General features: G+C 39.6%; 20 protein-coding genes and 1 pseudogene. 8 read left to right on the forward strand and 13 right to left on the reverse strand.

Annotation, left to right across the window (positions count from 1 at the left end):
- Nucleotides 1–184: 184 nt before the first annotated feature.
- The 3 genes from I6F10_RS04175 to I6F10_RS04185 all read right to left on the reverse strand — a co-directional run bounded on the left by I6F10_RS04175 (nucleotide 185) and on the right by I6F10_RS04185 (nucleotide 2013).
- Nucleotides 185–592: a hypothetical protein gene (locus tag I6F10_RS04175; protein ID WP_197098474.1), complete on the reverse strand. Its 408-nt coding sequence runs from the start codon at nucleotides 590–592 to the stop codon at nucleotides 185–187.
- Between the two features lie 71 nt (nucleotides 593–663).
- Nucleotides 664–1338, reverse strand: a complete 675-nt coding sequence (locus I6F10_RS04180) for a Crp/Fnr family transcriptional regulator (protein ID WP_010553509.1) — start codon at nucleotides 1336–1338, stop codon at nucleotides 664–666.
- 3 nt (nucleotides 1339–1341) lie between these two features.
- A complete protein-coding gene (locus I6F10_RS04185; RefSeq protein WP_197098475.1) occupies nucleotides 1342–2013 on the reverse strand; it encodes a hypothetical protein in 672 nt (223 codons plus the stop codon).
- Between the two features lie 676 nt (nucleotides 2014–2689).
- On the opposite strand from I6F10_RS04185, the gene I6F10_RS04190 reads away from it, so the two are divergent.
- The 3 genes from I6F10_RS04190 to I6F10_RS04200 all read left to right on the forward strand — a co-directional run bounded on the left by I6F10_RS04190 (nucleotide 2690) and on the right by I6F10_RS04200 (nucleotide 8789).
- Nucleotides 2690–5656 (forward strand): TonB-dependent receptor, encoded by a 2967-nt coding sequence (locus I6F10_RS04190; protein ID WP_182197215.1) that lies wholly within the window; start codon nucleotides 2690–2692, stop codon nucleotides 5654–5656.
- 102 nt (nucleotides 5657–5758) lie between these two features.
- Complete coding sequence (locus I6F10_RS04195) at nucleotides 5759–7309, forward strand: tryptophan halogenase family protein (protein ID WP_197098476.1); 1551 nt, start codon at nucleotides 5759–5761, stop codon at nucleotides 7307–7309.
- Entirely contained in the window at nucleotides 7302–8789 is a 1488-nt protein-coding gene (locus I6F10_RS04200; protein ID WP_197098477.1) for a tryptophan halogenase family protein, read from the forward strand. Before I6F10_RS04195 ends, I6F10_RS04200 begins: the two co-directional genes overlap by 8 nt.
- Nucleotides 8790–8866: 77 nt before the next feature.
- Here I6F10_RS04200 and I6F10_RS04205 read toward each other — a convergent pair whose 3' ends face one another.
- Nucleotides 8867–11443 (reverse strand): glycoside hydrolase family 3 protein, encoded by a 2577-nt coding sequence (locus I6F10_RS04205; RefSeq protein ID WP_197098478.1) that lies wholly within the window; start codon nucleotides 11441–11443, stop codon nucleotides 8867–8869.
- A gap of 239 nt (nucleotides 11444–11682) precedes the next feature.
- Here I6F10_RS04205 and I6F10_RS04210 point away from each other — a divergent pair, with 239 nt between their 5' ends.
- From I6F10_RS04210 to I6F10_RS04220, 3 genes are all read left to right on the forward strand, one after another.
- Complete coding sequence (locus I6F10_RS04210) at nucleotides 11683–13011, forward strand: GH1 family beta-glucosidase (RefSeq protein WP_197098479.1); 1329 nt, start codon at nucleotides 11683–11685, stop codon at nucleotides 13009–13011.
- 32 nt (nucleotides 13012–13043) lie between these two features.
- Nucleotides 13044–14570, forward strand: a complete 1527-nt coding sequence (locus I6F10_RS04215) for an MFS transporter (RefSeq protein ID WP_165742816.1) — start codon at nucleotides 13044–13046, stop codon at nucleotides 14568–14570.
- Between the two features lie 75 nt (nucleotides 14571–14645).
- A complete protein-coding gene (locus tag I6F10_RS04220; protein WP_007583313.1) occupies nucleotides 14646–15647 on the forward strand; it encodes a LacI family DNA-binding transcriptional regulator in 1002 nt (333 codons plus the stop codon).
- Nucleotides 15648–15666: 19 nt separating this feature from the next.
- On the opposite strand, the pseudogene I6F10_RS04225 reads toward I6F10_RS04220, so the two are convergent.
- Nucleotides 15667–15801 (reverse strand): annotated as a pseudogene (locus I6F10_RS04225) (LysR family transcriptional regulator); the annotation flags it as partial.
- 242 nt (nucleotides 15802–16043) lie between these two features.
- Here I6F10_RS04225 and I6F10_RS04230 point away from each other — a divergent pair.
- The gene (locus I6F10_RS04230; protein ID WP_197098480.1) at nucleotides 16044–17213 is read left to right on the forward strand and encodes an MFS transporter; all 1170 of its coding nucleotides are present in this window, start codon (nucleotides 16044–16046) and stop codon (nucleotides 17211–17213) included.
- A gap of 74 nt (nucleotides 17214–17287) precedes the next feature.
- Here I6F10_RS04230 and I6F10_RS04235 read toward each other — a convergent pair whose 3' ends face one another.
- From I6F10_RS04235 to I6F10_RS04260, 6 genes are all read right to left on the reverse strand, one after another.
- Nucleotides 17288–17803, reverse strand: coding sequence for a M23 family metallopeptidase (locus I6F10_RS04235; RefSeq protein WP_002961830.1), 516 nt, complete (start codon nucleotides 17801–17803; stop codon nucleotides 17288–17290).
- A gap of 92 nt (nucleotides 17804–17895) precedes the next feature.
- A complete protein-coding gene (locus I6F10_RS04240; protein ID WP_197098481.1) occupies nucleotides 17896–18162 on the reverse strand; it encodes a YrhK family protein in 267 nt (88 codons plus the stop codon).
- Between the two features lie 151 nt (nucleotides 18163–18313).
- Complete coding sequence (locus I6F10_RS04245; RefSeq protein ID WP_002961828.1) at nucleotides 18314–19654, reverse strand: SPFH domain-containing protein; 1341 nt, start codon at nucleotides 19652–19654, stop codon at nucleotides 18314–18316.
- Nucleotides 19647–19985: a hypothetical protein gene (locus I6F10_RS04250; protein WP_024595217.1), complete on the reverse strand. Its 339-nt coding sequence runs from the start codon at nucleotides 19983–19985 to the stop codon at nucleotides 19647–19649. The genes I6F10_RS04245 and I6F10_RS04250 overlap by 8 nt, the downstream gene beginning before the upstream one ends.
- A gap of 235 nt (nucleotides 19986–20220) precedes the next feature.
- Complete coding sequence (locus I6F10_RS04255) at nucleotides 20221–20802, reverse strand: hypothetical protein (RefSeq protein WP_231619882.1); 582 nt, start codon at nucleotides 20800–20802, stop codon at nucleotides 20221–20223.
- Between the two features lie 401 nt (nucleotides 20803–21203).
- Complete coding sequence (locus I6F10_RS04260; protein WP_182197206.1) at nucleotides 21204–21611, reverse strand: hypothetical protein; 408 nt, start codon at nucleotides 21609–21611, stop codon at nucleotides 21204–21206.
- 379 nt (nucleotides 21612–21990) lie between these two features.
- Here I6F10_RS04260 and I6F10_RS04265 point away from each other — a divergent pair, with 379 nt between their 5' ends.
- Nucleotides 21991–22539 carry a hypothetical protein gene (locus I6F10_RS04265; RefSeq protein WP_197098482.1) on the forward strand — a complete coding sequence of 183 codons (549 nt, stop codon included), beginning with the start codon at nucleotides 21991–21993 and terminating at the stop codon, nucleotides 22537–22539.
- A 105-nt stretch (nucleotides 22540–22644) separates the two neighbouring features.
- Here I6F10_RS04265 and I6F10_RS04270 read toward each other — a convergent pair whose 3' ends face one another.
- Nucleotides 22645–23895: a cation:proton antiporter gene (locus I6F10_RS04270; RefSeq protein ID WP_197098483.1), complete on the reverse strand. Its 1251-nt coding sequence runs from the start codon at nucleotides 23893–23895 to the stop codon at nucleotides 22645–22647.
- A gap of 289 nt (nucleotides 23896–24184) precedes the next feature.
- Complete coding sequence (locus I6F10_RS04275) at nucleotides 24185–24592, reverse strand: hypothetical protein (protein WP_101162764.1); 408 nt, start codon at nucleotides 24590–24592, stop codon at nucleotides 24185–24187.
- Nucleotides 24593–24680 lie beyond the last annotated feature (88 nt).

The raw sequence follows: 24680 nt of genomic DNA on the forward strand, positions 1-24680 counted from the left end.
TGAGCAACTTAATAATCGTCCGAGGAAGACACTTGGATTTGAAACGCCTGCAAAATTGATGCAGGATCACTTGGCGGCTAAAGCCGCCTAAACGTTATGCACTTCAGGTTTGAATCCGCGATATAAAACTTACTTTAGCAAAAGTAAGCACAGCAACAATGTCAGGTATCCGACATTCTGTAAATTAAACAAATGCAGAAATTATTTTACCCGGCTCATGCTCACCTTGCATATCCGTTCGCTCGCGCCCTTTTTGATACTCTTGCTCAAGCATTTTTTGAAGTTCCTCTATTTTATCAGCAATTGCGCTAGGGTCTGCGCCCTCACTTTGCTGTTCTTTAATTAGCTCTTCTATTGTCGCTTTTAGCTCGTCTATTTTGTTTTTGTTTACACCTAAGCGCTGATAAACCAGCGCTTCTTGGGTACTTTCTAAAAATGTTGGTTCTTTAGGCGCTGAGGTAATGCCTTTAGTATCACTTGTTTTTACGTTAGGGAGGGTATTAGTTGCCGCAACTTCGCTTGGACCTGCCGCTTTATTTACTGTAGGAGAGTTATAATTACTATATTGATTTTTAAAGGTTATTGTAGTCATTAGCTCAAATCCATTGTTGCGTTACATTATCTGTAGCAATTTTGGTTCCAACTAAATAAAGCAGCCTCTATTTAAGCTTGTGTAGCACGCGCCTGTAACTTTTGTTTATCTAAAACAGTTATGCGTTGATACCCCAAACTAATAGCTTGTAAGCTAACAAGCTGTTGCAGTATTTGATTAATAGTTTGGCGCGTTAGGTAGGTCATATCAGCAAGTTGCTGTTGAGATAAAACAAGCGGTGTTAAGTGCTCTGTATGTTCGCTAAGCATTAAAAGTCGATTGCATACTTTTTGCTCAGCGCTTAGTAATGCGTGATCTTCCATTGAGGTAAACATTAGGCGTAACTTTTGTGCCAACAATAAACCAAACTCTTGCCAATATTGTGGCTGTTCGTTTAATAGCTGTTCAAGCTCGCGTTGGGGCACGTAAAAAAGCACAACATCAGTTTGTGCATATACGTCATGAGTACGCAGGCCACCATCAAACAAGGTAACTTCGCCAAACCACAGTGATGAATCAATAAAGCTCAATACGGCTTCTTTGCCTTCGTTACTTACGCCACTAATACGCACCACGCCGCTAAGCACTGCATAAATTCCATCGTGCTTATCACCTCGCAAAAATAATGATTGCTGAGCTTTTAGCGAGAGCGTTTTGCCCTGCGTTAATAAAAAGCTTTTTAAATAAGCGCTACGGTTTTTAAACCAATGCCCTTGCTCTATAACGTTTTGTTGCTGTGGAGTCATTATTTACTGCATTTGCTTATTAAATGGCTGTTTTTCGATAACCAATTTTTTAGGGAAATTTAAATCGGTTGCTATAACAAAATCATCGTAAGGATCATTACCCGAAAACAGCTCAGTTATTAATGTGTCGTTTTTATAAACATTAACGGTTACACCGCTGCCCATACCGCCTGAGTTAATAATATAGTAGTGATATTCGCCGTTACTAAAAAATAAAATACTCTCGCCAATACGCCCTACTTGCCTGTAGTAACTACCAAATGGAGCATCTGGTGTTGCTTCTTTTTCAAGCCCTATGTCATTAACTCTACCAAATCGATAACTAAGCGATGAGTCATCTTTTGCAACACAAATAGAAAGCACTTTATCGGTAGGCTCTAACTTGTAGGCTGTATTTTCATCTGGGTTACGCACAACTTTATGCATTTTTGCGTTAATGTAGGCTGCTTCATTACTTTTACAATGTGTTGCCAGCATACCGACCACTAAAGCGGGTTCGTGTGTTTGAACTGCTGAAGGCGTGTTTACTTTGAGATTAGAGGGTGAGTTACTTACATTATTATTTAGCTGAGGACTACCTTGAATTGCCATACTTTGATCGTCACAACCAAACAGAGCAAACAAGAAGAAAGAATAAAAGCTCGCTAAAAATTTAATGCGCATAATAAAATCCATCTATGAGAGAGCCTTTAAAATAGCGATAAAACTAGCGACTCGCAACACCTTATGCGCAATACTTTATAAGTTTATTTTTAAACCATCTTCTGCAAAAACTACGTTACTTTTTAGTGATTTAATTAACGATTTTTTAAACAACTACTGGTTTTTAATGACCGATTCATAAACTGAGATAGAACCGCCGCTTAATGCGTTTTCATCAATTGCGTTGTACATAATCACTACATCGGCATTTTCGCTAGGTTAGCAAATGTACCTATTTTTTGTTGAGTGACCAACGGCCGATTTATTAATTTTAGCTAGTATTAAAAGCTGATTTAAACACCTTATAAAAGTGTGTAAATAACTAAATTAATCAATAATTGGTTTTCTTATAATAAAATGTTGTTACAGCACTATTGCAAACGGCTTTTCATAACCAATTGTAATTTATGATTTAAATAAAATTAAATCCAAAAAACATACATTTTAAAAACAATTTAGTCTCATTTTATTAAAACAACAGTTGACCCTATTCAAAATATAAACTAGCATTTCTGGAAGCGCTTCCACAAACCCTGATCAAACAGGCTTTTCTGGAAGCGCTTCCACACATTTGACAATGTTTATAACTACACAATAACAGCCCCATACAAGCTGTTAATAATAATGATAAAAGCGCGAGGGAAACCGAATGTCCAACCATATTGTAAGAAAAACAAAGATAGCGACCAGCCTATCTCTGATTTTAGGTGCATCAATCTCTTTGCCTGTATATGCACAAGAAGCAAATACAGATGTTGAAGTAATCCAAGTTACTGGTTTTAAAAGCAGTATTAAAGAGTCGACTCGTTTAAAACGCGACGCCGCCGGTGTTGTAGATGCTATATCAGCTGAAGATATTGGTAAATTCCCAGATACCAACTTAGCCGAGTCGCTACAGCGTATTACGGGTGTGTCGATTGATCGCTCAAATGGTGAAGGCTCTAAAGTAACGGTTCGTGGTTTTGGCCCCGACTACAATATGGTAACCCTAAACGGGCGTACAATGCCGGCGGCATCTTTGCCTGCAGGCGGTGGTACACCTAGCTCTCGTGCATTTGATTTTGCAAACTTAGCGTCTGATAGCGTTAAATCGGTTGAAGTATATAAAACGGGTAAAGCAAGCATTGCATCAGGTGGTATTGGCGCAACAATTAATATTAATACGGCTCGCCCACTCGACAACCCTGGCTTTGTTTCAAGCATTGGCGTAAAAGCATTACACGACTCAACAAACCGCGTTGGTGATGACATAACACCTGAGCTTTCGGGTTTAATTAGCTGGACCGACAGTGAAGCTAAATTTGGTGCCTCGTTAACTGCAAGCATGCAACAGCGCGATAGCTCATCAACAGGTGCGTTTGTAAATCAATGGAATACATCAGCTTTTGACGGCACAATCCCACAAGCTGCAGACGATATTGTTTTAACTAATGCACCCGCCGTTGGCCAGCTTTATTCAATGCCATCAGATTTGCGCTACACCATTGCCGACAGAGAACGTACTCGTACAAACGCGCAATTAACGCTGCAATACAGCCCAATTGATGATTTAACAGCCACGCTTGATTACACATATTCTAAGCAAGATTTATTCGAAGCCCGTGCCGAGCAATCAATTTGGATGGATAACTACAAAAGCGCGCTAACATTTGACGACAACACAGTAAAAACTCCTATTTATTACCGAGAAGAACGTCGCGATCAGCAAACACGCGATTTAGGTTTAGCGTTTCAAGAGTTAAACCAAGTTAACCAAAACGACTCTATTGGTTTAAACGTTGAGTACTATTTCAACTCAGAATTAAGCTTTATGTTTGATGCGCACAATTCAAAAGCCACTAGCAAACCAGATGCACCTTACGGCAGCTGGGTAAACGCAGGCTTAGGCGCAAACGTAGTTAACGCACAAGAAGTTGATTTTAGCCGCGAACTTCCATCAATGAGTATCGATTTTGATGATTGCCGCCGAGACAACCTAAATTGTAATAACACGTTAGATGCCTCTGATGTGGGTACGTCTATTTTAGATTCTAACTTTGCTCGCCAAGAGTCTGAAATAACAGAATTTAGAATCCATGGTAAATACGAAATTGAAAACGGCGCAATTGACTTTGGTATAGAGTCTCGCTCTATGGAAAGCCATTCACTGCAATCACTTACACGTAATACTATGGGTAACTGGGGTATCGAAAACCCAGGCGAACTACCTGATGGCTACCTAAACCCAACAAACTTTTTAGCTGAGTTTGACGACTACGATACATCGGGCTCGTACAACCAAGGTTATACCGGCAGCGCATCGCAAATTGGTTACTGGGCAGGTGAAGAATACGGCTTTAACTTTGCAGCCGATGGCGCATTTGCAACTAACCGCACCATTGAAGAAGATATCACCGCAGCGTTTGTGCAATTTACTTACAACGGCTACATTGGCGATATGCCATACAACATTGTAATTGGCGCGCGCCAAGAGTCTACCGACATTACCTCAACGGCTAATATCGACTTACCTAACGCAGTAGCGTGGGAAGGTAATAACGACTTTAATGTTCGTTTTGGCTCGGCTAAAGAAGATTTCACGCTTAAATCTAGCTACGATCACTTTTTACCAAGCTTTGACTTTGACATAGAAGTAATTGAAAACGTAAAAGCGCGTTTTTCTTATAGCACAACAATTGCTCGCCCAACTTACGACAACTTAAGTTCAGCAGCGACTGTTGGTGTACCAGGTGCCCCTACTCTTTTAGCGGGTTCATCACCAGCTACAGCGTCAACGGGTAACCCTGGTTTAGTGCCGCTTGAATCAGATAATATTGATGTATCGGCTGAGTGGTACTTTGCAGAAACAAGTTATGTGTCGGTAGGTTATTACACTAAAGACATCGAAAACTTTATTGGTTTAACACCCATGACGCAAAACTACTACGGGTTACGCGATGCAACAGCGGGCCCTCGCGCTCAAGCTGCCATTGCTGAGCTAGAATCTCGCGGACTTGCTCTAACCGATTCGAACTTATTTCAAATGGTTGCCGCAACAGAAAATGGCGTTGATTTTGACTCTATGACCTACGAAGAGTTTGAAGCCGCTTACGATGTAATTGCTAACAGCGACGACCCATTACTAGAATTTACAGCGCAAGTACCTACCAACAATAAAAATGCCACTATTGATGGTTTCGAAATTGCCTTTCAGCACTTTTTTGGTGAAAGCGGCTTTGGTGTGCAAGCAAACTACACCACTGTTAATGGCGACATAGACTTTGATGTAAACGCCGACCCAACTACAACACAGTTTGCACTAGTGGGTTTAAGTGACACAGCTAACTTTATTGCCATGTACGAAAACGATGATTTTCAAGCACGTATTGCGTACAACTGGCGTGATAAGTTTTTAAATAGCGCAGCTCGATACGTAAACGAGCCAGGCTTTACTGAAGAATATTATCAAATCGACTTTAATGTTGCGTACAACTACAGCGAACAACTATCGTTTTTTGTTGAAGGCCTTAACATTACTGAACAAAACAGCCGCGAACATGGCCGTACGTCAGCACAATTGTGGAACCTACAACAGCTAGGTGCACGTTACAATATTGGTATGCGTTACAACTTCTAAAGGTAATACAAAGTAAAGCCGTTAGTTTTTACTAGCGGCTTTTTTGTATTTAAAACAGTATTAATGCTAGTTTAATTGTTATCAACTTTAGGGTGTTAACTCATGACCAAACCAATAACAAAAATAGTCGTTTTAGGTGGTGGCACTGCCGGTTGGCTAAGCGCAGGCTTATTAGCCGCCGAACACCCGCACCTTAATGTAACGTTAGTGGAGTCGGCAAACGTGCCTATATTGGGTGTGGGCGAAGGCACATGGCCGTCAATGCGCAACACACTACAGCGCATTGGCATCAAAGAAAGTGATTTTATAACCCAGTGCGACGCGTCATTTAAGCAAGGTTCTAAATTTATAAATTGGCGTAACCTAAACGAGGGAGAAAACTACTACCACCCTTTTATGAATCCACAAGGCTACGAGCACACTAATTTACACGCCAGCTGGCAACGTATTGCACCTAATCAAAAATTTGCCGACGTTGTTAATATGCAAAGCTTTGTATGCCAAGCAGCACTTGCACCAAAGCAATTACAAACACCCGAATATGCAGCGGTCACCAACTATGGCTATCATTTAGATGCGGGTAAATTTGCTGAGTTTTTAAAAAATCACTGCGTTAAAAACTTAAACGTTACACATATTACCGACGATGTAACCGAGGTTATTAACGACGAACATGGCTATATTGCCGCATTAAAAACAAATAATAATGGCGATATAACAGGTGATTTATTTATAGATTGCTCAGGCTCTTGCGCTCGTTTAATTGGTGAGCATTTTAATAGTGAGTTTATAGCGCAAGATCATATTTTATTTAATAACAGCGCTGTTGCGGCGCAAATACCTAATGCACACGCCGATCAATCAATTGCCTCCGCTACGCTATCTACAGCGCAAAGTAACGGCTGGATTTGGGATATAGCCCTGCCAACACGCCGTGGCACAGGTTATGTATTTAGTAGTAAATATCAAAGCGATGAAAGCGCAAAAAATACGCTAAAAAGCTACATAGCTAAAACTACCAGCGAGCAACAAGCTGAGCAACTTAACTACCGTGTATTAAAATTCAGCCCTGGTTACAGGCAAAAATTTTGGATTAAAAACTGTGTTGCCGTGGGTATGTCAGCTGGCTTTTTAGAGCCACTTGAAGCGTCAGCTCTTGCTATGATTGAGCTTTCAATTAGCATGATAAGCGAGCAACTCCCGCAAAGCCGTACTCATATGAGCCAGCTTGAAACGCGTTTTAATGAGCGTTTTAGTACTCGTTGGCAGCGCGTTATTGAGTTTTTAAAACTTCATTATGTGCTAAGCGAGCGCGACGACACGCCTTATTGGCAAGATGTTAGTAATTTAAATACCGCGCCCGAGCGCCTGCAAAACTTACTTAAACTTTGGCAATTTCAGCCCCCTAGCCGCTTTGATTTTATTGAAAACGAAGAAGTGTTTTCATCAAGCAGTTACCAATACGTTTTATATGGCATGGGCTTTAATACACAAACAGTATCTACACAAAATACATTTAACGACCCGCGCGCTGGGGATTACTATTATCAGCAAAATCGCGAAAAAATAGCGCAGTGCTTAAATGGACTGCCAAGTAATCGCGCGCTTTTAAATCACCTTTTATCAAATAATGGGCAGCCACATAATGACTAAAACAAACGCTGTTAAAAACGTAGTAATTGCTGGAGGCGGCACTGCAGGTTGGATGGCCGCAGCGGCACTTGCTAAACTAGTTGGTAACAATATAAACATAACCCTTGTTGAATCTGACGATATTGGCACTGTGGGTGTTGGCGAAGCAACTATTCCGCCTATTCGTACATTTCATAAATTGCTGGGTATAAACGAGCAAGCATTTATGAAAGCCACTCAAGCCAGCTTTAAATTAGGTATTAGCTTTGAAAACTGGGGCGATGAAAACACGCATTATATTCACTCATTTGGCGCAACGGGCAAAGAATGTTGGGCGGGTGAATTTCATCACTTTTGGTTGCAAGGTAAAGCACTTGGAATAAACAACCCATTTGGCGATTACTGCTACGAGCTGCAAGCGGCTAAAGCCGGTAAATTTGCGTTTAATCAGCAAAACCCCATTAACTATGCTTACCATATGGATGCCACCCGTTACGCACAGTTTTTACGTGAATTTTCAGAGCCGTTAGGTGTAAAACGCATTGAAGGTAAAATACAAAAAGTAGTAAAAAACACTAAAACAGGCCATATCGAATCATTGATTTTAAATAATGGCGAGCACATTAACGGCGACTTTTTTATTGATTGCACCGGCTTTAGAGGTTTATTAATAGAGCAAGCATTGCATACTGGCTACGAAGACTGGTCGCATTTACTACCGTGTAACAGCGCCATTGCCGTACAAACAAAATCAACCAGCGAGACCGTATTACCACTTACCCGCTCTATTGCCCATAAAAGCGGCTGGCAATGGCGTATACCGCTGCAAAACCGTGTAGGCAACGGGTTAGTTTATTGCAGCCAATATATGGATGACGAACAAGCCAGTGCGTTACTATTAAATAACATTGAGGGTGAGCCGCTTACAGAGCCACGTATTATTAAATTTAAAACAGGGCGGCGCTTAAAAGGCTGGAACAAAAACTGCTTAGCGCTTGGCCTTGCTAGCGGTTTTGTAGAACCACTTGAGTCCACCAGCATTCACTTAATTATGTCGGGTATTATTCGCTTTATGCGTTTATTTCCGTTTAATGGCATTACCAATCACGCAATTGACGAATACAACAAACAGCTTAAAAGCGAAATTGAAAATATTCGCGACTTTATCGTGCTGCACTACAAAGTAACTAATCGCGATGACAGTGAGTTTTGGCAGCATTGTAGTGCGATGGAAGTACCAAAAACACTTCAGCATAAAATTGATTTGTTTAAACAAACCGGCCGTGTATTTTTAGACGATGGCGATATTTTTAGAGTCGACTCGTGGGTGCAAGTTATGCTTGGTCAAGGCATTGAGCCTAATCAACATCACTTAATAGCTAGCATGATGAGTGACGAAGAACTCACCCGTTTTTTACACGGTATTAAGCAACAAATAGAGCAACGCGTAAGCCAATTACCGCCTCATCATGAGTTTTTAAAGCAGTATTGCCCAGCATAAATATCCTCTTTAAAAAAAGCCCTTATTACTAAGGGCTTTGAGACAATACACAATAAACTTAACTTATAAGCACTCTACTACTCACACTTTATTTTTGCTGTTTCAGCGCCTTGTGGTTCAAAGCTAATATCTGCAACTGAAACGCTAAGCTCTCCTGCCGTTTTAATAATAAAAGGGCTGGTTACTCTGGCAAAATCAACGCCCTTCTTAGCAAAACACGTTAAATCTATACTCATGGTTTGCCATGTATTTAAATCAGCATTTTCAAGATCACGGGTAATATCAAGCTCGCCGCCACAGCCTTGTTCGCACTTCATTGCAAGGTATGCTTCCGAGCTAGGTATTTGGTTTACTTTATAGCTAAAGCTTAGGGCTGAATTTGCTTCAATGTAGGCCACTTTGTCTTCGGTAAAGTTACTATTAATTTCGATGTAGCTGGCTGCAGTGCCATCAAAATTAAATTGCATCGCATCTTCTTGAATCGCTTTGTCTTCAGTGCGATAAGTAATGCTACCAAGCTTTACACTGTTACTTGCTACTTGGTGCTGCTCGCTGTTTGAATTTAAAAACAAACGCCACGGTGTTTTAAAGCTGCCATTAAATATAGACAGTGGCGCAAGGTTACTAATATCAACACCTGAGTCTTCATTTAGATTATTGCTAAGCGTACTTTCATCTTTATAGGTTAAGCCAAAGCCATAGGGTAATAATGGCGAGTAATCAGCATCGCCCTTATTTACTGCGGTTTGTAGTGGCGATTTAGGCCACGAGAACGACAACTTACCTTTAAAGTCATACTGTATCTTCCCATTTGCATCCGATAATAAAACATCAGCAATGCCTTGCCCTTCAGTGCCAGGAAGCCATGCTGCTACAAATGCGTCTGACGCGTTTAGCTCGCTGTTAACCCACATTGGTCTGCCCGATATAAACACCGATACCACCGCAATACCTTGCTGCTTTAATGTTTTTAATATTTTAAGAGAGCGTTTATTGTTACGTTCAAACTCAAGGTTGTCTTTATCACCATGCCCCTCTGCGTATGGTTCTTCACCAAATACAACAATGGCTACATCGGGTTCGGTATTAAACTCACCCGCTGGGCTTAAAATAGCGTTACCGCCAGCAGCCTCTATTTGCGCTTTCAAGCCCGCATAAATAGACGTTGCTCCGGGAAAATCTGCATTTTGATTATTAGTTCCCTGCCACGTAATACTCCAACCGCCCGATTGCTTGCCTATGTTATCGGCCGCATCGCCTGCTATGAGTATGTTGCTTGATGGGTTAAGCGGTAATAAATGGTTGTTGTTTTTAAGCAGTACTAACGACTCTTGTACCGCTTGGCGGGCAATATCGCGATGTGCTGGCGCACCTATTAGTTCTAATTTACCTGAATATTTTCGATTTGCGGGACTTGGTTTATCAAATAAACCTGCACGTAATTTAACGCGTAAAATACGTGCTACGGCGTCATCTATTCGCGCCATTGTTATTGTGCCCGCTTTTACTTGTTTAATTGTATTTTCATAAAGTGGTTTCCAAGCACCCGTTGGCACCATAAAAATATCAAGCCCCGCATTAACAGCCTGCGGGCAACTTTCATTTGTACAGCCTGCAACTTGTCCGTGTCCGTTCCAATCTCCTACAACAAAGCCATCAAAACCCATTTTTGTTTTTAATACATCGGTAAGTAAGTATTTATTGCCGTGATTTTTTTTACCATTCCAGCTATTAAACGATGCCATAACCGACTGACTACCTGCGGTTAAGCCACCTATATAACCTTGCGCATGAATATTATATAACACCTCTTCGCTATCAATGTTATCGCCTTGATCGTCACCATCTACTGTGCCGCCATCGCCTAAAAAGTGCTTAACGGTACTAATTACGCGTTTATCACTTAAAAAGTCTTCATCGGCTCTGCCTTGCAATCCGTTTACAATTGCGGCTGAATACTCACGTACAATTGCAGGGTCTTCTGAGTAGCCTTCGTACGTTCTGCCCCATCGGTCGTCGCGCACAACCGCAACAGTCGGTGCAAATACCCAATCTATACCTGTTGCCATTACCTCTATTGCAGTAGCTGCTGCAATGCGCTCAATTAATGCGGGGTTATTAGCAGCACCTAAACCAATATTGTGCGGGAATAACGTCGCCCCAATCACATTATTATGCCCATGTACTGCATCAGTGCCCCACATGGTCGGAATTTTACTGCCATCAATTGAGTCATCAACCGAGGCTTGGTACATGCTCTCAGCAAGTGTTATCCAATCTGCAGGCGTTGCATGCTTATTAGCATTTGGGAACGAGCCACCGCCATTTAAATACGAACCAAAACCGTATTTGCGCATATCTTCAACACTAATATCGCGAATTTCAGGTTGGATCATTTGCGCTACTTTTTGCTCAAGCGTCATTGTTTTTAAATACTGTGCAATTGTATTTTCAATTTCGGGCGTTTTCACTACCTTGCTTTTAAGCGTTGCCCAAAGTGATAAATCACCTTGCTCATGCTCAGCCTTTTTGGCTACGGCGCCTTGGCTATTATTTGCGTTAATCTCTTGTTTATTACACCCACTTAAAACGCACAGTCCTCCTATTAAAATGGGGAGCATGTGTAACCTGTTAGTGTTTAAGCTTTTTTTCATATTTATAGCCCTGTGTTGTGTCAGTGTGATTTTGTGAGCGCCCATTTGTTATTTAAATTAAACTATTGACCTGTTTAACAATAGCCACTAACCTAAATATGGAAGCGCTTCCTTAAAGTTATTAAATACCATACTTAGTGATTAATCAAATTAAATATGGAAGCGCTTCCAATAATGAATTTAATATACGCTCTATACAAAGCAAACTTTACCAAAAAAGAAGCAGAGGTTTTCTCTTAATGAAACAATTATCTTTACCTAGTGGCTCACCACTTTTAGCCAAAAATTTTACTTATGGTGTAGCTACGGCCTCATTTCAAATCGAAGGCGGCGCAGCTGATCGCTTGCCATGTATTTGGGATACCTTTTGCAGTAAAGAAGGTAAAATAGTCGATAATTCAAATGGCGATGTAGCCTGCGAGCACTACACTCGCTGGAAAGAAGATATAAACTTAATTGAATCATTAGGTGTAGACGCTTACAGACTTTCTATTTCGTGGCCGCGCGTAATGACTAAAAGCGGTCACTTAAACCCGACAGGCGTTAAGTTTTATACCGACATTTTAGATGAATTAAAACGTCGTAACATTAAAGCTTTTGTAACGCTGTACCACTGGGATTTACCACAACATATTGAAGACGAAGGTGGCTGGTTTAACCGTAACACCGCTTACGAGTTTGCACATTACACAGATTTAATTACCAAAGCATTTGGAGAACGTGTGCACTCTTACGCCACCTTAAACGAGCCTTTTTGCAGCTCTTACTTAGGCTACGAAATTGGCGTACATGCGCCTGGCATAGTAGGTCGCGAATTTGGTCGTAAAGCCGCGCACCACTTATTACTGGGTCACGGTTTGGCTATGCAAGTACTTGCTAAAAATAGCCCAAATACACTAAACGGTATTGTACTTAACTTTACGCCTTGTTACTCAGTGACCCAAAGTGAAGACGATTTAAAAGCCACTGCATTTGCTGATGACTATATAAATCAATGGTACATGCAGCCTGTAATGCAAGGTAAATACCCTGATATTATTAAGCAATTACCTAAAGCCCACCGCCCAGATATTTTAGATGGCGACATGGAAATAATTGCTCAACCGCTAGATTACCTAGGGGTTAACTTTTATACCCGCATGCATTATCAAGCAAGCGAAACCGACTTTTACCATGAGCTGCCACATAAAGCGCCAATGACCGATATAGGCTGGGAAATTTATCCTAAAGCGCTGACAGAATTACTTGTAACGTTAAACGAAAAATACACCCTACCGCCTATTTATATTACCGAAAACGGCGCAGCCATGGCTGACGAATTTAAAGACGGTGAAATCAAAGATAACGACCGTATTGAATATTATCACGAGCATTTAAATGCCCTGCATAACGCAACCGAGCAAGGCGTAAAAGTAGATGGTTACTTTGCGTGGAGCCTAATGGATAACTTTGAATGGGCAGAAGGATATTTAAAGCGCTTTGGAATAGTACACGTAGACTACAACACACAAAAACGAACTGTTAAAGCCAGCGGTAAAGCGTACAGTAACCTAATAACTAGCCGATAATTTATCGGCTTATAACAATAAGAACACACACTGTGAACAAACTCCCTTTATACGAAAAAGTAGGTTACGCCATGGGCGATGCCGGCGCTAACTTAGTATGGCGCGGCGCGCTTGCTTATTTAGCGGTGTTTTACACCGATACATTTGGCATATCGGCAGCCGCCGCTGCCATGTTGTTTTTGGTGGTAAGGCTATCAGATGGCGTAACCGATATTATTATGGGTATGATTGCCGATAGAACGCAGTCGCGCTTTGGTAAATTTCGCCCGTGGATACTCTATTCGGCACCGTTTTTGGGCTTGTTTATGGTGTTGTGTTTTACTACACCCGACTTTAGCACCACCAATAAACTTATTTATGCTTACGTAACCTACATAGGTTTAACGCTTGCTTACACCGTAAGTAATGTGCCCTACTCGGCACTTATGGGCGTAATGACACCAGACGATACAGAGCGCACAAAGCTCTCTGGTTTTAGGTTTGCAGGTGCGTTTACTGGTGGCTTATTGGTTATGGGTTTTTTACCTGAGCTAGTGGCATTTTTTGGTGGCGGCGACAACACCAAAGGCTATCAGCTTACTATGTACTTATTTGCCAGCTTACTTATTATTTTAATGATTATAACGTTTGCGACCACCAAAGAGCGTGTAACACCGCATGCCTCAAATGAAGGGAATTTAAAATCAGAGTTATTTGATTTAACCAAAAGCCTGCCATTTATAATCCTACCTTTGCTTGCTACCACCCTGTTTTTTTATTACCGCGATTTATACAGCGGCGTATTTTTTGCCCTTGTTATGGCTGCAATGACATTCGTTATTAAAAAATTGCTCAGTAAAGATAAGCAAAGCTTAACGGGATCACAGCGCGACATGGTTGATCTTCTGACCAACAAACCTTGGTTGGTGTTACTCGGCATTGGTTTTTTAACCATGATGTTTAATGGCATAAAATACGGTGTAATTGCGTACTACTTTAAGTATCACGTAGCCAATGAACTCATGGCTGGGCAATACTTTATCGCTTTGTTGGTTGTATCTATATTTGGCGCACTTGCCACAGGTAAACTGGCCGAAATTATGGGTAAACGAAACCTATTTATTGCATCATTAATGCTAAGCGGCATACTCACTACTGCATTTTACTGGGTGCCTAGCGATAACCTGGTTGCTGTATTTACCTTTGGTTGCGCTGCTGAATTTTTTGCAGCGATGATGCCAACATTATTTTTTAGTATGCTTGGTGATTCAGCCGATTATTCAGAGTGGAAAAACAAACGCCGCGCTACAGGCCTTATTTATTCTGCGGGTACATTTGTACAAAAAACCGGTGGTGGTTTTGCCGGTGCATTAGTATTGGTGGTACTTGCAGGCTACGGCTATAACGGTATGGATGAGCTAACAATTACACAAGCCCTACCTGGTATGCAGCTACTTATGAGCTGGATACCTGCCGCATTTGCTTTTTTAGGCGCCGCATTGATGCTTATTTATCCGCTTACCTCAGCGATGACGCAAAAAATAACAGAAGACTTAGCAATTAGACGCAGTAATGTGTAAATTAACTTTTAATGACCCTTCGCGCTTTATATTTTTATAAAGCGCGAGTAAAAATTCATATAAGCTAGGACATCAATGGCGACAATTTATCAAGTATCAGAAATGGCAGGTGTGTCTTTATCAACTGTTTCAAGGGTACTTAACGACAACGACTACGTAAGCAAAAAAACTAAAAAAAAGGTATTAGAAGCAATGAAAGAGCTAGGCTATCAGCCAAGTTCTATTGCTCGCTCTTTGGCGTCTAGCACTACAAACAGCGTCGGTATTTTAGTTTCTGAGTTAGATGGTCCGTTTTTTGGTCAAATGATGTCAGCCATTGAAGAGCACCTTCGTATTGCGGGTAAACACGTTATTATTACCCCTGGGCACAGTGACGAGAAAAAAGAAAAAAGCGGCTTTGAATTTTTAATAGGCCGTAACTGCGACGCTATTATTGCCCACGTAGAAGCGGTATCAAACGAGTATCTAATTGAGTTAAGTAAAGGCAAAACCCCTATTTACTTGATGAGCCGCTACGTTAAAGAAATTGAAGAAAACTGCATTAGCCTCGATAACGTAATGGGTGGCTACTTAGCCACTAAAGCCATGATCAACAAAGGTCATAAAAACATTGCATACATAGCAGGCCCGCAGTTTAAAGAAGATGCGTCAAACCGTTTAAAAGGTCACAAACAAGCTCTGGCAGAATACAACCTAACCTTTGACGAAAACTTATTTTACATAGGCGACTTTAAAGAAACCGGCGGCAGCGATGGTTTAAGGCATTTTATTCAAAATAAAGCGCAAATAACCGCCCTTGTATGCGCCAATGACGAAATGGCATCGGGTGCTATGAAATACGCCCGCGAACACGGTTTTAACCTGCCAAAAGATTTAGCCATTATTGGGTTCGATAACGTAATTTTTACCAATTATCTCTACCCAACACTGACTACAATAGATAACCCAGTTCCCGAAATGGGCCGAGCTGCGGCTAACTTAGTGCTTAAAGACATTTATAAAAAAAGCGGCATAACAGTAAAGCACGTGTTTCAGCCAAAGCTTATTTTAAGAGACTCAACACCGGATATTAATTAACTTTAAACCGAATTTAAATCTAGTTTAAATCTAAGTTATGTAATTCATTACGCACCCACTGCGTATTTAAATATTGATCTACGCGCTGCTGCGTAAACTTTAAAAAGTGACGTGCAGCATGCGATATGTGCCTGTCTGCTTGCATTACAAAAAACCTATTCAGACATAAATGCTCACAAATATAAAACAATATCTACATAAAAACACTACAATAAAAAGAATAATAGATCCGATAATTTACCAAAAAGATCGTTTTAAAGTTTATTTATATTGTTTAATAAAATATCACTTTACTTATTTTTAATTTGGCTCTAAATTCACACAAATTTTATTATTAAAGTAACCTCTCAAACTTTAAAACAGTGGTTATTTACCTTGATGAGTCGATAAACACAAATGGCCGAATCAGCCACCACAAGCACCTCTAACAACCCTTTAGCACCCGTTATCGGGCTGTCATTTTTTGCTATTGCATCAGGCTTTTTAATGAGCCTTATTCCGCTGTCGTTACCTGCATTTAAACTTGATGAAAATCTAGCGCCTTGGCTTGCGAGCATTTTTTACTTTGGCTTACTTATTGGCGCCACCACAATAGAGCGCATTGTGGTAAAAATGGGTCATCGCTTCGCCTTTATATTATTTTTAAGCTTATTAATAGTAAGTGTGCTTGCACAACTTGCGCTACCAAATACCGTTAACTGGTTAATAGCAAGATTTGTAGCAGGTGTTGCTGTTGCCGGTGTGTTTGTCGTTGTTGAGTCTTGGTTGTTAATGACCAACACAGCAAAGTCGCGGGCTAAACGTTTGGGTTTATACATGACCTCACTTTATGGGGGCAGCGCCGTAGGTCAACTTGCTATAGGGCCGCTTGGCACCGAAGGTTCAACGCCTTATTTATTTGTAGCCTCGTTATTATTTTTAGCTATTTTAGCGCCTTTATTAATAACCAAAGGTCAGCCCGAAAAACAACACCTTGAAAAGCTACCACTAAAAGAAATAAAAACACTAAGCCACCCTGCTATGCTCGGATGCTTAGCGTCAGGCTTATTATTGGGCCCTGTTTATGGCTTAATGCCGGTTTATATTGCAGCCCAAGCCGATCAAGCTCAGTACACAGGCACACTTATGGCGGTTATTATTTTAGGTGGCATGGTTGTTCAGCCGCTTGTGAGTTACTTATCTACTCGCCTTGAAAAAAGCTTATTGATGGGTATGTTTTGTTTAGTAGGCGCAGCCGGTGCTGTGGGTATACTACAAGCAAACACTTTAGCAGGATTAATAGTAAGCTACTTAATACTAGGCGCATGCAGCTTTGCACTTTACCCGATTGCTATAACACTTGCGTGCGACTCATTGCCAATGGCAAAAATAGTCTCAGCAACTGAGGTAATGCTTTTGAGTTACAGTATTGGTTCGGTATTTGGCCCTATGCTTGCTGCAAATTTATCTGATGCACCCAATGGTATTGTGTTTTATTTAGCAGGCTGTTTAATCACTACCTGTATTTATATGTTTATTAAAAGCATTAAAAATATTCGCGCGGGTAAAACACCTGTTGCAGGCTAATTTTTAGCTTAAATACACGCTTGCTTATTAACTAATTCTAGCTGTTAAACATCTTGATTTAACAGCTAAAACTATTATTTAGCAGTGAGTTTTTTATGTGGGCTCAAAAAAAACATCTTTTTCCACCCTTGGTTTTGCGTTGTAAAAAGCCACGGCATAGGCACTAACGATAAAATAGAATAATGCACATGAGGCTGTTTTCCTGCGGCATTTCCGGTATCGCCCAGTAAGCCAATTTGACTGTTTATGCTTACTACATCACCTGTACTTACCGAGTAGTCATTTAAATGTGCAAAATAATGCACGCGCCATTTAGGCCCAAGCACCGCAACCACCTTGCCACCACGAGTTAACTCACCTGCAAATATAACAATACCGCTTGTTGAGGCAACTACGGGAGTATTTTTTGTGCCAAAAATATCAATTCCTTTGTGCACACCCGACCTACCCCAAGGCTCGTACCAAAACGTGTTATGATTCCAATCTTTACTTGTGGCACCTTGTACCGGAATCATTATTTTTTCGGGAATTAGTAAGCCTATAATTAATAAAGTAGCTATTCCAATTGCAATCCACTTAAGTACTTTCACTTTTTCTATCCTTGATATTTAAATAACTTATACTGGTAAATTATTAGCCATAATAACTGAACTCATCATGAGTCGCATTTATGGTGTTTTATTTATGAAGTTTTATTTGAATGAAATACCCGACTAACATGTACTAAGCTGATCAATTTCAAAATAGGTTTTATAAGCAATTGAGCACTGCCCGCTATAAACAGCCATGTGCCACTTTCTATTAGTGAGTCATTTAAAAAGAAAAAACTGCCAATTAAAAACCAAACAGCAATCAAAAAATCGTAAAACGCTCCCAGCGCTTCATATCGTCGCTGGATGGTAATATGCTCTTGTCCTAAATCTAAAATAAACTGATTACTGGGGTCCATAAGTACTGCTCACTCTTTTATTTCATAATTTAAAAAGCTTGTTTTCACAAGCTAAGCCGCACCATACAATAACAAAATTTACGCAATAAAAAACGCTGGCCAATGCGAATCAGCCAACGTTTTATTGTTTGTGCAATACTTAACTAATCGTTTATTTTTTCTCTTTTTCTAAACGCTTTTTAAGACTTAATGCAGCATCGGCGGCTAATAAACGCATGAACTCAGAGCCATTACTTTGCTCGCCTTGGCCTGCGCCTATTACAATTTCAGGCACTAAACGGCTATTACCTAAGCTTGTAAATAAAGCGGTTTGAATTTTAACTTCTGCTTTTAGTGTTTCATCAAATACATACTTTGGATCAAGTGCAGCAGACTTAGCTCTTAAACGAGCCTCAGCTAAAACGTCCATACCTAATGCTTCTAAACGTTGTTGCTTTAAAATCTCTTCTTGTTCTTTTGCAAGCTCCGCTTTTACAGCCACTCGTTGCTGTGCAGAAATAATGGCATTTGCCTTAATTCGTTCAGCATCAATTTGCTCTTTTATTTTTAGCTTTTCAGATTCAGCACGTTGCTTAGCAATTGCTTGTTCACCTAAAGCCACTTCGGTACGCGCTTGTTGCTCTGCTTTTTTAAGGTTTTGACGCGCTAGCGCTTCATCAGCAGCAGCCTGCTTTTGAGCTTCAAGGCGAGCATTTACTTTGCTTTCGTAGTCAATATCAATAATGCTGGCATCAACTACTGTAATACCGTAAGCGCCTAAAATAGGTGCGTTACGCAGTGTATTACCCTCATCATCCATTTTAATATTAATAGTGACACGTTGCTGTTTACTTAAATTACCTAAATCGTCAGATTTATCGCGCTCGCCCGTACTAATAATTTGTTCAGTAACAAAAATACCGTTGGTTAATTGATCAGCAAAATCTTGACTTAATTGACCATTACCACCAGAGTAATGTTGCTCTACCGACATCATACGCGCCGACGCTTTTACATTTTCAGTGGTTGCACGCATTAATAAATTAGATATTAATGTTTCTTGTGAACCAAACTCTTCGTGTATTTTAAGTAAACCACGTAGAGCACCCGATTCAGCTGCAGGTACATTGCCTGGTAATCTAAAACGAGAGACACCTCGTGCGCCACCTGTTGTCGTGTCTAAAAATCGAATCGGAATTAACGGCACAATTGCGCTTGCTGTTGCACCGGCATCGCCCGTAAAGTTAATCGAAATTACTTTTTTATAAGCGGATGTACTACCAAATGCTTTTAAGTAAGGGCCTGCTTGATTTATTACGGTTAAGTTACCTGTAAAAGCCGATTGATGTACTAAACGCTCATCTGCTTCATTCCATGAAACAACTTGCGATGTAAGAGTTGCTATCACGACCAATACAACAACAATTGATGACACTATAATTACATTACGACGACCAAATCGACTCATAAATGAGTCACTTTTTACTGCTGGGACTGCTTTTTCGCTATCCATTTTTATTACTCTCCATGTTTAATTTCTTTTTAACAAAGTAAATAATTTCCTGTTCACTCAAATGTGCGCAAAAGCTACCAGAGCGATGTAACTCAACAAATGTTGCAAGGATTTCTTCTTTACCTTTAGCTGTTTTATCTTGGTTTTCTTGTGTTTGATTTTTTTCTGTTAGTTGAGTGATTAGTTCATCAACTATCGTGTCTTTATCAAACAGTACGTTGTATTCCTTGGATTTTCTTACCCGACTTTTATGTACGTTGCTGTAAATTACATAAAGTGCAACGCATAAAATAATAACAAGTAAACTTAACCCTATAATATAAAAAATCATAAGCTCTACTTAAATTAGTTTAAATACTTAATGAGCAATAACAATTGTATGCATCACTTTACAAATGTTAACCCAGTAATTTTACAGTAAACCCGAGTAAAAAACAGATTAAAAATAAAGTTCATCAGGTATACAGTTATAACCGCACATAAAAGTAAGCTTTTTCAAACAAAAAATGCCAGTCAGTTATTAGCTGACTGGCATTAAACTAATATTTATTAAAGTGCTTTTTACATTATTCGCATTGCACCCAGTCAACACCATTTTCACCGCACTCATGCAGCATTGTTCCATCTTCTCGGCGGGTATCTCTAAACCATTTCCCTTCAATTGTTTTAATAATACGTACGTTGTCTGTGGTTTTGTATTTACGCCAAAAGCTAGCATCAATAGATGTTTCGTCATCAAACTCATAGGGCATAGCAGCGAGTACGGTCACTAAATCTTGAGTTTCTAAGTCAGTAGCTTTGTCTTTAACATTTACCCAATCAGATAATGTCTGAAAGTCGGTATTTTCCTCTCTAAAGGCAAAGTCAGTTTGGTAAAACGATCCTGACTCAGTATAGCTAATGCTAAAACCTCGCTCGAACGGTGTATCTAAATTAGCACTAACGCATTCATCAGCTGTAGGAAAGTTAACCGATGGGCTAGTATTAGCAACGCCATAAAGCACATTGCTTTGCTCAAAACTAACGTTCTCAATGCTAGAGCATCGGTAAGTACGATCGGCGTTAATGTAAACATCGTCTCTAACTGTTAATTTTCCATTTAACGATTCTTCGCCCCAAGGCGTATCTGTTGAATCCAATCGAGACAAAATAACGTCAATTTTGTCGAGTTCGTCTGTATTTTGAAGCTTTACTTGCTCATAAATAAGTTCAGCGCCTGCAAAAATAACTTTATCGCGGTACCATGCATTTTCAAACCCATACTCTGCATCTCTTGCTTTACCACAAACGATAAAAACAAACCTAATAAGTGAATAAATCTAGCCTATAGACTTTAGTCTAACACCTGTAAAAATACTTAGTAATTACAATTAGTTAAAATCCATGAAAACAACTAAACAATATATATAAAAATACATTTTTTTATTTTTTAATAGCAAAATACAAAGTTAATAAACACGAAAAAGCCGATGTTGGGGTTTAATCCAACATCGGCTTTTTTACTCTCGCTATTTTATATTATGCTTTAGTAAGCACTTTATAAAAGACCTTATAGAGATAATTCTTCTTTAGCGCGAGTTAAGTTGTGCGATACCATTGAGCTGTTAGACAATTTTGATGCTTCGTATAAATCAGCAAGTGCAGCTGTATCGTTATGCGCTTTTAAACGCGCAACACCACGGTTGCTTAATGCGAATGACGTAAGTTGGCGTACTTTAAATTTAGGGCCATCTGCGTCTTTTAAAAGTGCGATTGCTTTAGTGCAAATTGCTTCAGCCTCAGCGTAGTTTTTTGACTTAACATTCAGTGCGCAGCTATTAAATGATTGCTCAAGTGGCTGTGGCGCTGTTGCAGTTTCAATAACCATTAATTTGTAATCACTTTGATCAGCCATTGCAGCAGCTGAACATGTTAATAGTGAGCTAAGAGCGATAGTTTTGATAAGTGTAAGTTTCATGGTCATATTCCTGATTAGTTAAGCCGTGCTTGTTGCCGACAATTGAACTTTAGAGAATTACCACAACCCCGACAAACGATTAAAACAAACCTAATAAGTGAGAAAAATTAACCTATAGACCTTAGTCTAATACGTTTAAGTTTTTTCTATATATTTAAATAACTTACGAACTAATAATCGTGCCTAAAATCGCTACTTTACGTTTTAAAATGTATATAATTATTTATGCTTATTTTTAGTTGGTTTTATTTTAAACACCTTGCTTTGGGATAGCTGAATAACAATCAAACAAATTTATACATTTAATTACATGCAATACTAAGTCATGTATTTATAATTACAGCTCTGGTAACTTTTCATCATTAATGGGTTAACTTTTTTGAAACACATACTTCCTCTTTTTGCTTTATTAAGCACGCTTTTATCATTTAGCCAAAATGCTAACGCAAGGCTTTTGCTCGGTAATGACATGCCTAACACCGGTATGTTTATAAAATCAGAATTTAATGGCGATAGCAGCATTACATCTGCAGGTGTAGAAGTGATGGTTAAGCAAAATTACAGTAACTTTGGTGTTGTTTTTACCAGCGCAATTGGCGCGGCAGTAATCAATAATAAACAAGGCGAGCAAGAAGAATTTATAACGTGGGACAACGGCATGAAGCTTGGTTATTTTAATGACTTTTTTATATACGCCGAGCTTGGCTTAGATCTGTTCGAACTCGCCTTTAAAAACGATAGAGGCGACAACACCTACCAAATAGAAAAATCGAACAACGACATAGACGGTTACGCAGGTATAGGTGCGGGTTATCACTTTAAGCCATTTAAAATAGAAGTATTTACCCGTGCGCGCCAAATAGATGGCGACTACTGGGAAGCACAAGAACATATTTACAGCGGTGTGCAGCTCAGCTTTACGTTTTAATTGCCCTTTTGTTTTATAAGAAAAATAAAAAGCGTGTGAAATACAGCTATTTCACACGCTTTTTAAAGAATTATATTTAACAGGTTTGATCTAACCGATTTATATTTAACGGATAGTTTTGGCTACTTTACCAATACTCAAACCCTGAATTAAAATAGAAAACACCACAACCGCATAAGTAAGAGCCAACAAAATATCGCGCTCGTTCCCATCAGGTAATTGCAATACCAATGCAACCGAAATACCACCGCGCAAGCCACCCCAGGTTAAAACTTTCCACGCACCAGATGGCAACTCTAATTGCTTATTAAATGTAGTGGTTGTTATACCCACAACAATTAAACGTGCCATTAACGCTATTAAAATTGTTAAGCCACCAGCAATAAACAAATTACTCGAAAATGCAATCATGACGACTTCAAGCCCTATGAGTACAAATAAAATGGCATTTAAAATTTCGTCAATCAGCTCCCAAAACAAATCAACGTAGTGGCGTGTTTTGTCGCTCATAGCCATACTACGACCATGATTGCCCACCATTAACCCCATCATTACCATTGCAAGTGGGCCCGACAAATGCCAATGGCTTGCAAGTGCATAACCACCAATAACGCCCGCTAAAGTAAGTAGTACTTCTTCTTGGTAACTATCAATACTTTTAAGTAAGTAATATAAAATACCACCTAATACCAAACCAAAAATAATACCACCACCGGCTTCTACCGCCAGCGTGTGCGCTACATAATAAGTTGTAGGAATATCACCACTTGATAAAACACCCAATAAAAGCACAAAAATAACCACGCCTATACCATCGTTAAACAACGATTCACCCGCAATCACGGTTTCAATACTTTTAGGCGCACCCGCAGATTGTAAAATTCCCATTACCGCAATCGGATCGGTTGGCGAAATTAATGCACCGAACAGTAAACACCAAATAAATGCTAAATCAAAACCAAGCAAAGGAAGCACTAAATAAAGCGCACCAGCAATAATAACCGTTGATAGCAACGTACCAACGCAGGCCAGAATACCTATTGGCAATTTATAACGCCTTAAATCGCTAACATTTACATGCAGCGCCCCAGCAAACAGCAGCATAGAGAGCATGCCATCGAGCAAAACTTCAGTAAAATCTAACTGATCGAGCAAGCTCACTTCGTAATCTATAAGATCATCAAACCCTAAAAAGCCCAAAAATATAGCGCCGATAGATAAAAGCATCGAAATAACCATAACGCCAATGGTTGTTGGCAAGCCAATAAAGCGATGGTTTACATAGGTGAGTAACGCGGTAATTGATAAAAATATCGCACTTATTTCAAGTACGCTTAGGCTGGTTCCTGGTGCCATGGTTTAAATCTCAATATTTATTTAATGATGCCTTGCTCAAAATAAGCAAAGCAGAAGGGTTATTATTTTTATACGGTTATCTCGCATTATATTCGCGTAGCCTAAACAAGCATACCCAAAATATTAATTATAAATACACACCCTACTCTATTAACATATTTAAGGTATTAACTTACGCATTAAATAAAAAAAAGCCCATGTAAGGAATTAACCTAACATGGGCTTTTTTACTCTCGCTATTTTATAACATGCTTTTGGTAAGCACTTTATAAAAGCATTTATAAAATACTTATAAAGAAAGCTCTTCTTTAGCGCGAGTTAAGTTGTGCGATACCATTGTACTTGTAGACATTTGGTTTGCTTCGTATAAATCAGCAAGGCCAGCAGTGTCGTTGTTCGCTTTTAAACGTGCAACACCACGGTTGCTTAATGCAAACGATGTAAGTTGGCGTACTTTAAATTTAGGGCCATCTGCATCTTTTAAAAGCGCAATTGCTTTAGTACAAATTGCTTCGGCTTCAGCGTAATTTTTTGACTTAACATTCAGTGCGCAGCTATTAAATGATTGCTCAAGTGGCTGTGGCGCTGTTGCAGTTTCAATAACCATTAATTTGTAATCACTTTGCTCAGCCATTGCAGCAGCTGAACATGTAAGTAGTGAGCTAAGAGCGATAGTTTTGATAAGAGTAAGTTTCATGGTCGTAGTCCTGTTATGCCAATTGTTTAAATTAGTGAGCTTTTTTAGCGTCAAGAAAATAGCTTAATAACAAGGCAAAATTATGAAA

Source organism: Pseudoalteromonas sp. SWYJZ98 (assembly GCF_015864495.1).
In the GTDB taxonomy this organism is placed as follows: domain Bacteria; phylum Pseudomonadota; class Gammaproteobacteria; order Enterobacterales; family Alteromonadaceae; genus Pseudoalteromonas; species Pseudoalteromonas distincta.

Excerpts from the sequence above, each read along its gene's own strand:
- I6F10_RS04175 (WP_197098474.1), bottom strand. The coding sequence starts at position 592 with ATGACTACAATAACCTTTAAAAATCAATATAGTAATTATAACTCTCCT.
- I6F10_RS04180 (WP_010553509.1), bottom strand. The coding sequence starts at position 1,338 with ATGACTCCACAGCAACAAAACGTTATAGAGCAAGGGCATTGGTTTAAA.
- I6F10_RS04185 (WP_197098475.1), bottom strand. The coding sequence starts at position 2,013 with ATGGATTTTATTATGCGCATTAAATTTTTAGCGAGCTTTTATTCTTTC.
- I6F10_RS04190 (WP_182197215.1), top strand. The coding sequence starts at position 2,690 with ATGTCCAACCATATTGTAAGAAAAACAAAGATAGCGACCAGCCTATCT.
- I6F10_RS04195 (WP_197098476.1), top strand. The coding sequence starts at position 5,759 with ATGACCAAACCAATAACAAAAATAGTCGTTTTAGGTGGTGGCACTGCC.
- I6F10_RS04200 (WP_197098477.1), top strand. The coding sequence starts at position 7,302 with ATGACTAAAACAAACGCTGTTAAAAACGTAGTAATTGCTGGAGGCGGC.
- I6F10_RS04205 (WP_197098478.1), bottom strand. The coding sequence starts at position 11,443 with ATGAAAAAAAGCTTAAACACTAACAGGTTACACATGCTCCCCATTTTA.
- I6F10_RS04210 (WP_197098479.1), top strand. The coding sequence starts at position 11,683 with ATGAAACAATTATCTTTACCTAGTGGCTCACCACTTTTAGCCAAAAAT.
- I6F10_RS04220 (WP_007583313.1), top strand. The coding sequence starts at position 14,646 with ATGGCGACAATTTATCAAGTATCAGAAATGGCAGGTGTGTCTTTATCA.
- I6F10_RS04230 (WP_197098480.1), top strand. The coding sequence starts at position 16,044 with ATGGCCGAATCAGCCACCACAAGCACCTCTAACAACCCTTTAGCACCC.
- I6F10_RS04240 (WP_197098481.1), bottom strand. The coding sequence starts at position 18,162 with ATGGACCCCAGTAATCAGTTTATTTTAGATTTAGGACAAGAGCATATT.
- I6F10_RS04245 (WP_002961828.1), bottom strand. The coding sequence starts at position 19,654 with ATGGATAGCGAAAAAGCAGTCCCAGCAGTAAAAAGTGACTCATTTATG.
- I6F10_RS04250 (WP_024595217.1), bottom strand. The coding sequence starts at position 19,985 with ATGATTTTTTATATTATAGGGTTAAGTTTACTTGTTATTATTTTATGC.
- I6F10_RS04260 (WP_182197206.1), bottom strand. The coding sequence starts at position 21,611 with ATGAAACTTACACTTATCAAAACTATCGCTCTTAGCTCACTATTAACA.
- I6F10_RS04270 (WP_197098483.1), bottom strand. The coding sequence starts at position 23,895 with ATGGCACCAGGAACCAGCCTAAGCGTACTTGAAATAAGTGCGATATTT.
- I6F10_RS04275 (WP_101162764.1), bottom strand. The coding sequence starts at position 24,592 with ATGAAACTTACTCTTATCAAAACTATCGCTCTTAGCTCACTACTTACA.